Raw genomic sequence first — 15,779 nt, 5'->3', positions numbered from 1 at the left:
AAAAAATCGTACGCTAAGCCGTTCCTCAGCCCCACGATGCAAACAGCCCGCGCGAAGGCGGGCTGTCGATGATGCCGGTGAAAGCTGGGCGCTACCCGCAACACCCGCGCTGCGCCTGAATCGGCGGGCATTTCACCGAGCCGAAGGAACAGAACACGCAGCAGTCGCCGGGGTTGGGGCGCAGCAACGCCTTGCAGTTGCAGCACTCGTAGAAGAACTGGCAGGCGTCGGTCGGCATGGTTTCCTGCTGGGCATATCCACAGCGTGGGCACGTCAACACGGACTCCAGGACAATGGGACTCACGGCGCACCTTGCCCGGTGGCGCGGACGCTCAGACTTACCTTGCCCTTGCTGGCAAGGTGCGCAACAACATGAATTGCGCTTGCCTCGCTGATCTTGAGCTTGGTCGCCAGGGCCGTTGCATCTGCCGCGCCCTGGTCGTCCAGTGCCGCGAGCGCCTCACGTTCCAGGCTTTCCATCCACTCGCCGAACAGGGTGTGAAGTTCGGGCGTAGCAAGCGCGGCCATCGACGTTGTCTTGTGGATGGCCGCCAGGATTTCCGAGCACATTCCCATCATCTGCTGCATGGGGTTGCCGGCCTCGCCGCCGGGCTGACTTCCCATCTGCCCCATCATCTTCTGCATCATGTCCATGGGGCCTTCGCCGCCCGAGCCCATCTGAGCCATCATCTTTTTCATCTTAGGGTCGTCTCAGAAAACGGGAAAAAATCGTACGTTAAGACTCGTTGACCAGCCGCCGCAACGCAGCGCCGATCAACGTTCCTTCGCTTTTTGCGTCGTCACTGCTGGATGTTTTCTCCCCGCCGGATGGCATACGCACGCCTCGCCATGGGCGGCGGCCTCCAGTTCGTGCAGGATGCCGCAGTCCGCAGCCACGTGCCCGGCCCCGCAGCTCGCCCGCAACGCCACCAACTGATTCTCCAGGGCGTTCAGGGACTTCAACCGCGCCCGCACCCGTCCGAGATGCTCGTCGATCAGCCGGTTGATCTCACCGCAATCGGCCTCCGGGTGGGCGACGAAATCGAGCAGGTGCCTGATCTCCGCAAGCGACATGTCAAGCGCCCGACAGTGGCGGACGAAGCTCAGGCGTTCCAGGTGTGCCGCGCCGTAGGCGCGGTAGCCATTCGCTGCCCGGGCGGGCGGCGGCAGCAACCTCGCCTTCTCGTAGTAGCGAATCGTTTCGACATCGACGCCGGTCGCCTGGCCAAGTTCTCCGATCCGCATGACACCTCCTCGCACGATTGCTCATGCTAAGCCGTTGACCCCGGAGCGACTACAGGGTTTTCAATGTTGACACTGCCGCAGCGGGCAGGACTCAGGGAACCCTCGAAAGGAGCGCAAGATGAAACCATTGATCACGTTGGGATTGGCCGCGGCCCTCGCGATGCCGGCGCCGTCCCTCTTTGCCGCCGACCCGCCAGCCGGCGCGGGCGGGCAGACGAAACAGGAGGCCCCCGGCACGACGGACTTTGACAAGCAGATGGCGCAGGTGCAGGAGAACATGAGAGCGATGCAGGAGCAGATGGACAGGATCCGCCAGACGGAGGATCCCCAGGCGCGGCAGAAACTGCTCCAGGACCACTGGACCACGATGCAGAACAACATGCAGATGATGCACGGCATGTGGGCACCGGGGATGATGGGGTGTTGCGGCGGGGCGCCGATGATGGGCCAGGGCCGTATGGGCGGCCGCATGATGGGCGGGCCCATGTGGGGGGACTACCGGCGTCTGACGCCCGAGCAACTCAAGCAGCGCCAATTCATGATGGAGCAATACATGCCGATGCAGCAGATGATGATGGATCAAATGATGCAGCATCAGCAGTGGATGTCGCAGCAGCCGCAGCCGAAGTGAGCCGTCCCGGGGTGGTCACTTCGGTGTCATGCCCCGCGAGCGACCGTTGCATTCCTCGTGCAGGACCACCATGAAGCAATCCGTTTTCGTCATCACCCACATGGACTGCCCGACCGAGGAGGCGCTGATTAGGGTAAGTGGTTGACTCTGTGGTCACTACAGGGTTTTCAATGGCGTCAAGGAGCGTGATCATGAACAAAGTGACTGAAGATACCCAGCTCTGCAATGTCGGGGGTGCATGCGCGCAGGACGCGACGCCGTCGCAGGAGCTTTTGCCCGGCGCGGCGGCCGAGAATACGGTTTATCGCATTCCGGCAATGGATTGCGCTACCGAAGAGATGGAGATCAGGCAGGCGCTGTCGTCGGTCGTCGGGGTTCGCCGGCTTGGCTTCGCGCTGGGTACGCGCACGCTTATGATCACGGCCGGCGCGGCCGGGCAGCAACAGGCACAAGATGCAATACGTGCGGCGGGCTTCGAGATCAATCTCGTCGATGCGGGGCAGTCTGGCCAGACGTTGCAAGCCGAGTCCGCTGACGACGATCGGCGAATCGGAGCTGGGCTCGCGCGGCTGATGGGTGCCCTGATCTTGGCGGTGGGCGCTGAAGCATTGGCCTACCTTGCACCGGCAACCCTCCTGGTCAAGGTCGTGGGTATGGCCCTTGCTGCTGCGGCAATCGGCTTGTCGGGTTTGAGCGTTTATAAGAAGGGGCTCGTCGCGCTCAGTCGTGCTCGCCTGAACATCAATGCCCTGATGTCCGTCGCCGTCACGGGCGCATTCGTGATTGGCCAGTGGCCCGAGGCGGCCATGGTCATGGCGCTCTATGCCATCGCCGAGTTGATCGAGGCGCGCGCGGTCGACCAGGCACGCAATGCGATCACGAGCCTGATGGCCCTGGCCCCTGACGAAGCCGAGGTGAGGCAGGCGGACGGAAGTTGGGTGCGCGTCGCGGCGGCCTCGGTGCACCTGGAGGCCATCATTCGCGTGAAACCCGGCGAGCGTGTGCCACTTGATGGTGTCGTGACCGTCGGAAACAGTGCGATCAACCAGGCGCCGGTCACGGGCGAAAGTATTCCCGTCGACAAGCAACCCGGCGATCTCGTCTTTGCCGGGACGATCAATGAAACCGGGTTGCTCGAATGTCGCGTGACGGCCGTGGCGAGCAATACGACGCTGGCACGCATCATTCATGCTGTGGAAGAAGCACAGAGCACGCGGGCGCCCACGCAGCGATTCGTCGACCGTTTCGCGGCGATCTACACGCCCGCCATCTTCGTGATCGCGCTGGCGGTGGCGATCGTCGGACCATTGGGATTCGGCTGGCCATGGCTTGATGCGCTCTACAAGGCGCTGGTCCTGCTCGTCATCGCCTGTCCCTGCGCGCTGGTCATCTCCACACCGGTGACCGTCGTGAGCGGGCTCACCGCGGCTGCACGACGGGGCATTCTGATCAAGGGTGGAACGTACCTCGAGGATGCGCGCAAGATCAAGGCGATCGCGCTTGACAAGACCGGCACCGTGACCGAAGGCAAGCCACGCCTCGTGGCCTTCGACGCCATCGCCGCCGACCATACCGAGCAGCGAACCGGGAGCCTTGCCGCAAGCCTTGCCGCCCACTCGGACCATCCGGTCTCGAAAGCCATTGCGGCCGGGCTCGATCACCCGCTGGAGGCCGTCGACGAATTCAATGCCCTTGCGGGGCGCGGTGTTCAGGGGCGCGTCGGCGACGACGTCCATGCTCTGGGTAACCACCGTTTGATCGAAGATCGCGGCCAGTGCAGTGCTGAACTCGAGGCACGGCTGGCGGAGCACGAATCGCAAGGACGCACTGTCACGCTGCTGGCCTCGTCGACGAAGGTGCTGGGCCTGTTCGCGGTCGCGGACACGATCAAGGCATCGTCCCGGACTGCCATTGCCGAATTGCGTGCGCTGGGGGTCACCCCGGTGATGCTGACCGGCGACAATGAAGCGACCGCACGGTCGATTGCCGCGCAGGCCGGTATCGAGGATGCCCGCGGCAATCTACTGCCTGAAGACAAACTCGCTGCGATTCGCGACCTGCAGCGCCAATATGGTCCTACGGCAATGACAGGGGACGGCATTAACGATGCGCCGGCACTTGCTCAGGCCGACATGGGGATCGCCATGGGCGCGGCGGGCACCGATACGGCGATGGAGGCGGCTGACATCGTGATCATGAACGACGATCTGCGCCGTATCCCCGAGACGATCCGTTTGTCGCGGCGCACGCATTCGGTACTGTGGCAGAACATTACCCTGGCGCTCGGCATCAAGAGCGTTTTTCTGGTGCTCGCTCTTCTGGGGTCGGCCACGATGTGGATGGCCGTGTTTGCCGATATGGGCGCGAGCCTGCTCGTCGTGTTCAACGGCCTGCGCCTCTTGCGCCCGACCGAACGCACGGACTGAGGGACGGAACATCGGTGGAGGAGAAGTATCGTGCATGCGAGCAGCCGCTGCGAAACGGGCGCTGACCAACGCTACCGGTCGCTGTACGGAACCGAGAATCCGATCGTCGTCATTCCCTGAGAGGAACGAGCAAACGTCCGCCCCCCATGCATGCGCGCGATCGCGGCAACAATCGCAAGGCCCAAGCCATAGTTGTTATCCTCGCCATGCTTGCGCGCAGCATCGACCCGGTAGAAACGGTCAAAGAGGCGAGAAAGGTGCTCTTCGGCAATCTCGGGACCCGTATTGGTAACGGATAACGCGACTTCTCCCGGCGCCGCTTCGTGGATATCGACCTCGATCGTCGTGCCAGGTTGCGCGTATCGGGTGGCATTCGACAAAAGATTCGACAGCGCCTGCCGAACGAGACGACCATCGACGCACGCTACGGCATCGCCAATGATCCCGATCGTGAGCCGCGCCTCGAGCAGCGGGGCCTCATGGTACTCGGCGACTTCACGCGCAAGCGCGGCAAGACTGCTGATCGTGCGGGTGCGTGCCTTGACGCCCCGGTCCGCATTGGACAGGAACAGCATGTCGTGCACGAGACTCGAAAGACGGTGTAGCTCTTCGAGGTTTGAACCCATGATGTCGCGAAGCTCAGCCGCGTCACCTTTGCCCTTCAGCGCCAGTTCCGTCTGCCCTATCAGCGTCGTCAAGGGGGTTCGCAGTTCGTGTGCGACGTCTGCGTTGAAACCTTCCAATTGGATGTACGCTCCCTGCAAGCGTTCGAGCACGGCGTTGAACTGCTGAACCAGCGGCTGCACTTCCTCTGCCTGCGCGGCGCCGTCGAGCCGTTCTGCGAGCCGTTCGGGCACGAGACGCATCGCCTGTTGCGCCAGTTCGTTGACCGGCTCGAGCGCTCGACGCACCAGCCACGCTCCTCCCAATGAAATCGCGATCGTGCCTGTCAAGGCGCAGGCGGCCAGTGTCCATGCAAGTCCGCGCAGCAACTGATCGTCGGATGAAACGTCCAACGTCAGTTCTGCCTGCATCAGGGCGAAGGGATGTGTTGGAGAAGCGATCTCGAAGACCACCCGCTTCTCGTTTGCGAGCATGAGGAGGCCTCGATCATCGGCGCCGTAGACCCACTGGCCCGATGCGGAGCGCAGGCGCAAGCGCAGATCGGATCGACCGGCAAAAAAGTCGTCGAGCTTGTGACGCAAGATGGCCAGGTCGCCCGGGGTCGTAAGCTCTTCAACGAGATGTTCAATCACCTGACGATGTTGCTCGAGCGAAACCGCCTGCCGGGACGCCAGACTCAAGTGTGTGGCCACATACACGGCTGCGCAGACCAGACCCAAGCCGACGAGGGTCAGGAGGGCAAGCCCTCGCGAGAGCCACCGGCGCAGCGAACGAGGGGCCGCCGGTTTCATTCTTCCCGGCTTTCGAGCACGTAGCCCATCCCCCGGACCGTGTGCAGAAGCTTCCGGTCGAAGGGATCGTCCAGTTTCCCGCGCAGGCGGCGAACGGCGACTTCGACGACATTGGTATTGCTGTCGAAATTCATGTCCCAGACCTGCTCGGCCAGGACGGTGCGGGAGAGGACCTCCCCCTGCCGGCGCAGCAGCAACGTCAGTAGCGTGAACTCCTTGGCGGTCAGCTCCAGCCGCAGCCCGCCGCGGGTCGCCCTGCGGCGCATCAGGTCGAGTTCGAGGTCTTCGAGGCGAAGCATGTTGAGTTCCGCCGCGGGTGACGCGGAAAGGGCACCCCGGCGCATCAAGGCCTGCACCCGCGCGAGCAGTTCGGACAGCGCAAACGGTTTGCCGAGGTAATCGTCGGCGCCGTCCTGTAGCCCCCGTACCCGGTCTTCGATCCTGTCGCGCGCCGTCAGCATGAGGACCGGAACCTGATTACTCTTGCGCAGTTCGTTCAGGACGCCGAAGCCGTCGACGACCGGCAGCATGACATCCAGCAGGATCAGATCGTATTGCCCTTCGCGGGCGAAGTGCAGTCCGGTGGCCCCGTCATTGGCGACATCGACAACGTAGCTGCTCTCCGACAAGGCCTTGCGAAGATAGTCGGCAAGCTTGGGCTCGTCTTCAATCACCAGGACTTTCATGATCGAATTATGTCAAGAACCGGCTGAGCCGGACATTACAAAAACGTAATGCGGCAGTTCGCAAATTGACGAAGCGGCCTTCGTATAGTCGATTCATGCCTTCACCCTCAAGGCATCGGCAGGCCCAAACCGGTCTGGCGTCACGGATGATTCGACAGGAGTTCCATCATGGTCGCTCGCATACTCACTTCCACTGCGCTCATCGCCAGCCTTCTGGTCGCCCCCACCGTCTCGTACGCGGACGTCTGGCATCGCACGACGACCGAGGTGGGCTGGACGTTTCATCCCGACCATGGTGAAAGCACCAAGACCCGCGCTGACGTGATGCGCGAGCTTGCGCAGGCCAAGGCAGACGGAAGTTACGAATCTTTCCTGCGTGATCTGCCGATGCCGGATACGAACGCGGGCCCCGGCAAAACGCGAGAGCAGGTCCTGCAGGAACTCAAGAACGTGACGCCTGCCGAGCGCGCTTACATGGAGGAACTCTATGGCGCGAACTGAGCCTCCAGTTCGCGCCACGGATTGATGCCACCCCATTTCCAACCCTGAGACCTCCTGTAGAATCGGTGCGTGCGCAAGCTTCTGATCGTCCTCCTCGTGTTTTTTCTGCCGCTGCAGTGGAGCACCGCGGCCGTGGCGGCATTTTGCTCGCACGAAGGCGGTTCCCTGAAGCGCGCTCATCTGGGTCATCACACGCACGATCATGCGGACCGTGACGGCACCGAGCGCTCGGATCACGGGACGAGCAAGGCGTGTGACGCCAGTTGCAGCGCCGATCACGACCACAGCCATAGCCCGCACGCCCTGTTTGCCGCCACGCACAGTCTCGAGGTCTTCCCGGACCGCTCGGGCGACAGTCCCTATCGCTCCCCGCTGTCCGAGCCGCCGCCGGACAACCTCCTTCGCCCGCCCGCATCCCTCCTCGTCTGATTCCGCCGACGAGTTCGGGTTTCATGGATCCACGCATCGGTTGAGCACCGGTCGCGTGGCCGCCCTCGTCGGTTTCCTTTTGATCCGTCTCGCCGGGCGCATTGCCCGAGCGAGCCTGACGCCGTCCAGACGAGGACTCAATGACGAAGATCGACCCTTCGCGCGGCATCGGCCTGTGCGTCGCACTGTGCTTTCCCCTCATGACGTGGGCGCAGAACCCGCCCACTTCCGCGCCGGCCGCGCCAGCGCCAGCATGGCGTTCGCAGCCGGCAGCCGGCGACGCGGCAGTGAGTGGCACCCTGTCGCTAGGCCAAGCGCTCGCGCTGGCCCACGCGCAGAACCCGGAACTGGCCGCATCGCGGCTCGAGGTGGAGGCGATGGCCGGCGCGAGCCAGCAAGCGCACAGCCGCCCCAACCCCGAAATCGCCTACCTGCTTGAGGACACCCAGCGTCAGACGCGGACGACGACGCTCCAGCTCAACCAGACGATCGAGCTGGGCGGCAAACGCGCGGCGCGCATGCTGGCGGCCGAGCGCGGCCACGACATCGCCGCCGAGGAACTCACGGCAAGGCGACTCGCGATCCGCGCGTCCGTCACCTCCGCGTATTACGACGCGCTGACCGCACAGGAGCGCGTGCGCCTGGCCGAGCAGGCCATGGAGCTTGCCCAGCGGGCAAGCCGGGCCGCCGGCCAGCGCGTCAAGGCCGGCAAGGTGGCGCCCATCGAGGAGACCAAGGCCCACGTTGCGCAAGCGGGCGTACAGGTCGAACTGAGTCAGGCGCGCAGTGAGTGGGTCGGTGCGCAGGCGCGGCTGGCGGCCTTGCTCGGCGAGCCCGGCGGCCTGTCGTGGAGGCTGGACGCCCAGCTCGATGCGTTGCCCGCGGTCCCGTCGATGGCCGATCTCGAGCGCTCGCTCGACAACGCGCCGGCCCTGCGCCGCGCCCGACTGGAGATCGACCGACGGCAGGCGCTGACGGAACTCGAGAAGGCGCGCCGAATCCCGGACATCACCGTCAGCCTGGGGGCGAAGCGGTCTGAAGAGTTGGGGCGCAACCAGGCCATCGTCGGCCTGTCCGTCCCGCTGCCGATCTTCGATACGAATCGGGGCAACCTGCTCGAGGCGCTCAAGCGCGAGGAGAAGGCTCGGGAAGGACTCTCCGCCAGCCAGTTGCAGGTGTCGGCCGAAGCGCGGGAGACCCGTGCGCGCCTGGCGTCGCTACGCCAGGAAGCCCAGCTCTTCGCCGAGCAGGTGCTGCCCGGCGCCCAAAGTGCCTACGACGCGGCGGCGAAGGGCTTCGAACTGGGGAAGTTCAGCTTCCTCGAAGCGCTCGATGCGCAGCGCACGCTGCTGCAGGCCCGCAGCCAGTACCTGCGCACCCTGGCCGATACCCACCGCGCCCGCGCGGACCTCGACCGGCTGCTCGGCCTCGACGAATCAACCGAAACCCCGCTCGCGCCGGCAACGGTCCGGCGCACTGGAGAGTGAAATGGCAGAAACCAAACCGAAGAACACACACTGGGCGATCGTCGCCGTGCTCGTCGTCGGGCTCGCGTTGGGTGCAGCGATTCTTGCGACCGATGGCAACAAGGCCGTCACTGACGAACATGGGCATGCCGCCCACCCGGAGGCGCCCGGGCACGCCGAGGAGGAGCATCACGGTCAGGCCAAGTCGACCGACCACGCCGACGATGCCTCGCATGCCGATGAAGAGCACCACGAGGCCGCCGCCGAACCGGCCAAAGGTCCACACGGCGGCAAGCTGCTCACCGATGGCCGCTACGGCATCGAGGTGACGATCTTCGAAACCGGGGCGGAACCTCAATTCCGGCTCTACACGTACTGGGAGGGCAAGCCGCTCGATGTCGCGCAGAGCCAGATCCAGCTCGTCCTCGAGCGGTTGGGACAGTCGCCGCAACGTTTCAGCTTCATCAAGGAAGGGGACTACCTCAAGGGCGATGCGGTCGTGGCCGAGCCGCACTCCTTTGCGGTCAAGGTACAGGCGGACTACGAAGGAAAACGCTACCAGCTCGGCTACGAACAGGTCGAGGCCCGCGTCACCATGACCGATGCACAGCTCCAGGGCGCCGGAATCGAGCTCGCCGAAGCGGGGCCGGCCACGATCGGAACAGCGCTCGAGTTACTGGGAGAGGTGCGCTACAACAGTGATCGTACCGTGCAGGTCGTCCCGCGGCTGGCCGGCCTGGTGGAGTCGGTGGCGGTCAGCGCAGGCGAACGTGTGCGCAAGGGACAGGTGCTCGCCGTGCTGAGCAGTCAATTGCTCGCCGACCAGCGTACCGAATTGTTGGCCGCGCAGCGTCGTCTCGCACTCGCGCGGACCACCTACGAGCGTGAAAGGACGTTGTGGCAGGAGAAGATCTCGCCCGAGCAGGACATGCTGCAGGCGCGCACCGTCATGCAGGAAGGCGAGATTGCCGTACAGAGCGCACAACAGAAGCTCGCCACTCTGGGCAGCGTTGCTTCGGGCGGCAGCGCACTCACGCGCTATGAGCTTCGCTCCCCGATCGACGGGGTCGTGACCGACAAACGCCTGTCGGTCGGCGAGGCGGTCAAGGAGGACGCCGCGGTCTTCACCGTCTCGGACCTGTCGTCGGTATGGGTGGAGGCGCCGGTGTCCGCGCAGGATCTGGGTGCGCTCGCCGCAGGCCAGACGGTAACGATCCGCGCCAGCGCCTTCGACGCGTCGGCGCCGGGCAGGGTCACCTTCATCAGCCCGCTGATCGGCGAGCAGTCCCGTACTGGCATCGCCCGCATCGTGGTGCAGAACCCCTCCGGTGTCTGGCGACCGGGATTGCCGGTGTCCGTCACCGTCGTCGCCGCGGAAACGAAGGTGCCGGTCGCGGTCGCGGTGGACGCCGTCCAGGATCTGCGCGACTGGAAGGTGGTATTCGGCCGCTACGGCGACGCCTTCGAAGCGCGCCCGCTCGAACTGGGTCGCAGCGACGGCCGACACGTGGAGGTGCTGGCAGGCCTGCAGGCGGGCGAGCGCTACGCGGCGAAGAACAGCTATGTCATCAAGGCGGAGCTCGGCAAGGCCGGCGCCAGCCACGACCACTGACCGGGAGCCCCCGACATGAAACAGATCACTGCCATGATTCGCCCCCACCGCCTCGACGCCGTCGAGACGGCGCTCGAAACGCTCCCGCATTGCCCCGGCTTCACCGTATTCGGCGCGAAAGGCCATCCCCGCGGGCATGGGCCGGACCACCGGTTCGTCGCCGATGAATGGAATCCCCACGCCCACGATGTGCTCGTGCTGCTGATCCTGTGCCAGGACGATGACGCGTCCGCCATCGTCGACGCGGTCGCGGCGGCGGCACGCACGGGGCAACCGGGCGACGGGATGGTCGGTGTCGTCGAACTCGTCACCGCGGTCCGTATTCGCACCGGCGAACGCGACGCCGCGGCGCTTTGAGGAGAGGCTCGTGTTCGAACGCATCATCCGCTTCGCCATCGATCAACGATGGCTCGTGCTGCTCGCCGTGCTCGGCATGGTCGGCGTCGGAATCTACAACTATCAGCGTCTGCCCATCGACGCGGTGCCCGACATCACCAATGTCCAGGTCCAGATCAACACCGAAGCACCCGGCTACTCCCCGCTGGAGTCCGAACAGCGCGTGACCTTCCCGATCGAAACCACGATGGCCGGTTTGCCCAATCTCGAGCAGACCCGTTCCCTGTCGCGCTATGGCCTGTCCCAGGTCACCGTCGTGTTCAAGGACGGCACGGACATCTACTTTGCCCGGCAACTGGTGAACGAGCGCATCCAGGAGGCCCGCAGCAAACTGCCGGCCGGCCTCGCCCCGGCGCTCGGCCCCATCGCCACCGGGCTGGGCGAAATCTACATGTGGACGGTCGAGGCGACCGAGGGCGCGAAAAAACCCAACGGAAGCGCGTACACACCGATGGATCTGCGCGAGATTCAAGACTGGATCATCAAGCCGCAATTGCGCACCGTCCCAGGGGTCACCGAGATCAACACGATCGGCGGCTATGCAAAGGAGTTTCAGGTGGCACCCCTGCCCGAGCGCATGGTGTCCTACGGGCTGGCCATCAGCGATCTGGTCACGGCGCTCGAGCGCAACAACGCCAACGTGGGGGCAGGTTATATCGAGCGTCGGGGCGAGCAGTATCTGATCCGCGCACCGGGACAGGTCGCCGGCATCGACGATATCGCCAATATCGTCGTCGGCCACGCCCAAGGGGTCCCGATACGCATCCGCGATGTGGCTGAAGTGGGCCTGGGCAAGGAGCTGCGCACCGGTGCCGCGACCGAGAATGGCCGCGAAGTGGTGCTGGGCACGGTGTTCATGCTCATCGGTGAGAACAGCCGCGACGTGTCGAAGGCGGTCGACGCACGCCTGCAGGCAATCAACAAGACCTTGCCCGAGGGCATCGTCGCCAAGACGGTCTATGACCGCACCATCCTGGTCGAAAAGGCCATCGACACGGTCAAGAAGAACCTGACCGAGGGCGCTCTGCTGGTCATTGCCATCCTGTTCCTGTTTCTCGGCAACATCCGTGCGGCGCTCATCACCGCGATGGTGATCCCGCTGGCGATGCTATTCACCTTCACCGGCATGGTGACGAACCGGGTCAGCGCCAACCTGATGAGCCTGGGCGCCCTGGACTTCGGCATCATCATCGATGGGGCCGTGGTGATCGTCGAGAACTGTGTGCGCCGCCTCGCCCACGCGCAGGCTGCGCTCGACCGGCCGATGACGCGCAACGAGCGGTTTCACGAAGTCTTCGTGGCGTCGAAGGAATCGCGGCGGGCGCTGCTCTTCGGCCAGCTCATCATCATGGTGGTGTACCTGCCGATCTTTGCCCTGACCGGGGTCGAAGGCAAGATGTTCCACCCGATGGCCTTTACCGTCGTGACCGCATTGCTGGGCGCGATGATTCTGTCGGTCACCTTCGTACCCGCAGCGGTTGCGCTCTTTCTGTCCGGCAAGGTCAGCGAGACCGAAAATCGGCTGATGACGATCGCCAAGCGCGGCTACGCCCCGGCGTTCGACTGGGTCATGGCGCGCAAGCCGTTGGTTCTGACGATCGCCTGCGTCAGCATCGTGCTGTCAGGGCTACTGGCGACCCGCATGGGCAGCGAATTCATCCCGAGCCTCGATGAGGGCGACGTCGCACTTCATGCGTTGCGCATTCCAGGCACGAGCCTGAGCCAATCGATCGACATGCAGGTGCAACTGGAGCGCACGGTCAAGACCTTCCCCGAAGTCGACAACGTGTTCGCCAAGATCGGTACGGCCGAGATCGCCACCGACCCGATGCCACCCAATGTCGCCGACAACTTCGTGATGCTCAAGCCGCGGGACCAGTGGCCGGACCCGCAGAAGTCCAAGAGTGAGCTGGTCGCGGCGATGCAGCGTGCGGTCGGTCAGATACCGGGCAACAACTACGAGTTTACGCAACCGATTCAGATGCGATTCAACGAGTTGATCTCGGGCGTTCGCAGCGACGTGGCGGTGAAGGTCTTCGGTGACGACATGGACACCATGAACGAGACGGCAGAACGCATTGCCGCCGTGCTCGAGGGGGTTCCGGGTGCTGCCGACGTGAAGGTGGAGCAGACCACTGGCCTGCCCATGCTGACGGTCCGGATTGAGCGGAATCAGATTGCCCGGCTCGGCCTGAACGTCGCCGACGTCCAGGACAGCGTCTCGGCTGCGCTCGGCGGGCAGGAGGCCGGGGCGGTGTTCGAGGGCGACCGGCGCTTCGACATCCTGGTCCGGTTGCCCGATGCGATTCGCGGTGACCTCGAGGCGATCCGCCGTCTGCCAATCCGCGTGCCCGCCGGCGAGAACGGCGCGCGTGGCTTCGTCCGGCTGGGCGATGTCGCACGCATCGAGTCTGCGCCCGGCCCCAACCAGATCAGCCGCGAAAACGGCAAACGTCGGGTTGTGGTGACCGCCAACGTGCGCGGGCGCGACATTGGTTCCTTCGTCGCCGAGGCGGAAACGAAGATCGCCACGGCGGTGCAGGTGCCCACAGGGTACTGGACGACCTGGGGCGGCACCTTCGAGCAGTTGCAGTCGGCCGCCAAACGGCTTCAGATCGTCGTGCCGGTCGCGTTGCTGCTTGTCCTAACGTTGCTCTTCATGATGTTTGGCAATGTCAAGGACGGGCTGCTGGTCTTCACCGGCGTCCCCTTCGCGCTGACCGGCGGCATCCTGGCGCTGTGGTTGCGCGATATCCCGCTGTCGATCTCCGCCGGTGTCGGCTTCATCGCGCTGTCGGGCGTGGCCGTGCTGAACGGCCTGGTGATGATCTCGTACATCCGGAGTCTGCGCGATGACGGCTTCGATCTCGATGACGCGATCCGGGAGGGCGCGCTGACGCGATTGCGTCCCGTGCTGATGACGGCGCTGGTCGCATCGCTCGGGTTCGTTCCCATGGCGATCGCGGTCGGTACCGGTGCCGAAGTGCAGCGGCCACTGGCCACTGTGGTCATCGGCGGCATCCTGTCGTCTACCGCACTGACGCTGCTCGTGCTGCCGGCGCTGTATCGCATCGCCCATGGACGCGAGAGGCGAATGGCGTCACCCGCGGAGACATTGGCTCCCGCCCATTGATCCTGTGTGGGGCGGAAGGGTACGGACCGCTGCGCTTTCGCCCGATAGACCCGATCCACCCGCGGTTCTCTCCTTCGTCATGGAGGTCGCATGAAACACGCTTCTGTCATTGCAACGGTGATCGTCCTGGTGTCCTTCAGCGTCTTCGCCGCAGGCGGGCATGACCATGACAAGGACCATGTGCCCCGACATGGCGGCATGGTGGCCGAAGTCAATGAAGTGGACTATGAACTCGTGGCTACGCGAACCCTGCTGCAACTCTACCTTCGCGATCATGGGAAGAGCGTTGCCGTCACCGGAGGCGCCGCAAGAGTCACTTTGCTGTCGGGTAAGGAAAGGATCGAAACCGCGCTCTTGCCCGCCGGGGAGAAATTCGAGGTGCAAGGCCACTTCAAGATCATCCCCGGCATGAAGTTTGTGGCCGTGGTTGCCCTCCCCGGGCGGGGTGAGGCAACCGTATGGTTCCGATTGCGATGACTTGACGCACCCATTGCGCTCTACGTGCTGAGCACGTTTCGAGCAGCCGCCTGATCCGCATTCATTGTTGCGCTCCCTGGTGTCGCTTCCGGCACCGGGCGGCCGGTCACGCCTTATGCACACCGTTCAGTGCCGCGTACTGCCTCGTCCCCTTGGCGTCGTGGGCGATTGAGGCTGCGACTGTGCGCCTGTACGGCAGCAGCCTCGACAGCGAAGCCCCATCGCGCGCGTTGCCCAAATCAATTGTTCCAAAGATAACTTCACAGGCGTCAAATCATGCGTTCATTGCATATCATCGGCAGTCGGGAACTGGGCGGCGCAGAAAGCTTTTACTCCCGATTTGTCCCTGCGTTGTCAAATTTCGAAGGGCAGGAGGTCGTTGCCGTAACGCGCCCCGGTGCAATGGTGGCGCAGACCTTGCCGTCCGATTTGACATGTCAGGGCGTACCCATGCGAAGTGGATGGGACCTTGCATCCGTCGTCTCGATTCGGCGGCTGATTCATCGTCTTCGGCCGGATATCGTCCAAACCTACATGGGGCGGGCGACGCGGCTGACACGCATTCCACGCAGTGCGTCGGCTGTTCACGTCGCTCGGCTGGGCGGCTTCTACAAGATCGATGGCTATTATCGGCATGCCGATGCCTGGGTCGGAAACAGCAAGGCCCTGTGCGACTATCTGATCAGAGAAGGGCTGCCTGCTCAGCGCGTCTATCGTATTGGAAACTTCGTCGAGCCACCTGCGCCCACGCCGGCCAGCCTCATCGGCGCATTGCGCAAACAGTATGAAATTCCTGCCGATGCCATCGTGCTCTTCTCGCTCGGACGCCTGATTCCCAAGAAGGGCTTCTCGGACCTCCTTGAGGCGTTTGCAGCGTTGCCGACTCATATCGGCGGACGTCCCCTTTTTCTCGTGATTGCCGGGGATGGACCCCTATGCACGAAGCTGGCAAGCCAAACGGCGGCGCTAAGTATCGAGCACAGAACACGATGGCTCGGCTGGCAGATGCAGACGACGCCGATTTTTCATCTGGCCGATATCTTCATCTGCCCGTCACGCGATGAGCCGCTGGGCAATGTCATTCTCGAGGCCTGGGCACATCGACTGCCGGTTGTGTCCACCGACACGGTAGGCGCTCGCGAGTTGATTCAGGCGGAAGACAATGGGCTCGTTGTTGCAACGGGTCGGCCCGACGAACTTGCAGGATGTCTGCGGTCATTGCTCACGGCGGGGCCGACTGCCTGGCATCGGCTTGCCGAGCGGGGCGCCCATACCGTGCGAGCCCATCATTCCAGGGCTGCCGTCGTTGGTTGCTATGTGGCGATGTATGAGGGGTTGGTGCGTCGATAGCGAATCGGGTGC

Annotated in this window: 15 protein-coding genes; 10 read left to right on the top strand and 5 right to left on the bottom strand. The window is 64.1% G+C overall.

What is annotated here, in order from left to right; all coding sequences use genetic code 11:
• Positions 1-91: 91 nt before the first annotated feature.
• From GH664_RS15635 to cadR, 3 genes are all read right to left on the bottom strand, one after another.
• A complete protein-coding gene (locus GH664_RS15635; RefSeq protein ID WP_034928676.1) occupies positions 92-304 on the bottom strand; it encodes a GDCCVxC domain-containing (seleno)protein in 213 nt (70 codons plus the stop codon).
• Entirely contained in the window at positions 301-654 is a 354-nt protein-coding gene (locus GH664_RS15630; RefSeq protein ID WP_228111559.1) for a hypothetical protein, read from the bottom strand. The genes GH664_RS15635 and GH664_RS15630 overlap by 4 nt, the downstream gene beginning before the upstream one ends.
• A 120-nt stretch (positions 655-774) precedes the next feature.
• A complete protein-coding gene (gene cadR, locus GH664_RS15625; protein ID WP_043743675.1) occupies positions 775-1,245 on the bottom strand; it encodes a Cd(II)/Pb(II)-responsive transcriptional regulator in 471 nt (156 codons plus the stop codon).
• Between the two features lie 118 nt (positions 1,246-1,363).
• Between cadR and GH664_RS15620 the strand changes: the two genes are divergently transcribed.
• Entirely contained in the window at positions 1,364-1,876 is a 513-nt protein-coding gene (locus GH664_RS15620) for a hypothetical protein (RefSeq protein WP_034928684.1), read from the top strand.
• Between the two features lie 191 nt (positions 1,877-2,067).
• Positions 2,068-4,302: a cation-translocating P-type ATPase gene (locus tag GH664_RS15615; RefSeq protein WP_211164110.1), complete on the top strand. Its 2,235-nt coding sequence runs from the start codon at positions 2,068-2,070 to the stop codon at positions 4,300-4,302.
• 71 nt (positions 4,303-4,373) lie between these two features.
• Here the strand turns inward: GH664_RS15615 and GH664_RS15610 are convergent, their stop codons facing one another.
• Together GH664_RS15610 and GH664_RS15605 are read right to left on the bottom strand one after the other, a co-directional pair.
• Entirely contained in the window at positions 4,374-5,717 is a 1,344-nt protein-coding gene (locus GH664_RS15610; RefSeq protein ID WP_034928685.1) for a heavy metal sensor histidine kinase, read from the bottom strand.
• Entirely contained in the window at positions 5,714-6,403 is a 690-nt protein-coding gene (locus GH664_RS15605) for a heavy metal response regulator transcription factor (RefSeq protein ID WP_034928687.1), read from the bottom strand. Before GH664_RS15605 ends, GH664_RS15610 begins: the two co-directional genes overlap by 4 nt.
• 168 nt (positions 6,404-6,571) lie before the next feature.
• On the opposite strand from GH664_RS15605, the gene GH664_RS15600 reads away from it, so the two are divergent.
• From GH664_RS15600 to GH664_RS15565, 8 genes are all read left to right on the top strand, one after another.
• The gene (locus GH664_RS15600) at positions 6,572-6,904 is read left to right on the top strand and encodes a DUF4148 domain-containing protein (RefSeq protein ID WP_034928689.1); all 333 of its coding nucleotides are present in this window, start codon (positions 6,572-6,574) and stop codon (positions 6,902-6,904) included.
• Positions 6,905-6,973: 69 nt separating this feature from the next.
• The gene (locus GH664_RS15595; protein WP_034928692.1) at positions 6,974-7,333 is read left to right on the top strand and encodes a hypothetical protein; all 360 of its coding nucleotides are present in this window, start codon (positions 6,974-6,976) and stop codon (positions 7,331-7,333) included.
• Positions 7,334-7,473: 140 nt separating this feature from the next.
• A complete protein-coding gene (locus tag GH664_RS15590; RefSeq protein ID WP_228111558.1) occupies positions 7,474-8,820 on the top strand; it encodes a TolC family protein in 1,347 nt (448 codons plus the stop codon).
• A 1-nt stretch (position 8,821) separates the two neighbouring features.
• Positions 8,822-10,411, top strand: a complete 1,590-nt coding sequence (locus tag GH664_RS15585) for an efflux RND transporter periplasmic adaptor subunit (RefSeq protein ID WP_034928694.1) — start codon at positions 8,822-8,824, stop codon at positions 10,409-10,411.
• Positions 10,412-10,426: 15 nt separating this feature from the next.
• Positions 10,427-10,768 (top strand): P-II family nitrogen regulator, encoded by a 342-nt coding sequence (locus GH664_RS15580; RefSeq protein ID WP_034928697.1) that lies wholly within the window; start codon positions 10,427-10,429, stop codon positions 10,766-10,768.
• Between the two features lie 10 nt (positions 10,769-10,778).
• Positions 10,779-13,940 (top strand): CusA/CzcA family heavy metal efflux RND transporter, encoded by a 3,162-nt coding sequence (locus GH664_RS15575; RefSeq protein ID WP_096453055.1) that lies wholly within the window; start codon positions 10,779-10,781, stop codon positions 13,938-13,940.
• Between the two features lie 90 nt (positions 13,941-14,030).
• Positions 14,031-14,417, top strand: a complete 387-nt coding sequence (locus GH664_RS15570; protein WP_034928700.1) for a hypothetical protein — start codon at positions 14,031-14,033, stop codon at positions 14,415-14,417.
• A gap of 276 nt (positions 14,418-14,693) precedes the next feature.
• Positions 14,694-15,767, top strand: a complete 1,074-nt coding sequence (locus GH664_RS15565) for a glycosyltransferase (RefSeq protein ID WP_096453053.1) — start codon at positions 14,694-14,696, stop codon at positions 15,765-15,767.
• The last annotated feature ends 12 nt before the right edge of the window (positions 15,768-15,779 follow it).

The organism is Thauera sp. 2A1, from assembly GCF_009469595.2.
Taxonomy (GTDB): domain Bacteria; phylum Pseudomonadota; class Gammaproteobacteria; order Burkholderiales; family Rhodocyclaceae; genus Thauera.
Note: the sequence above shows the minus strand (reverse complement) of the source record. Positions and strands in the feature narration are given on the sequence as shown.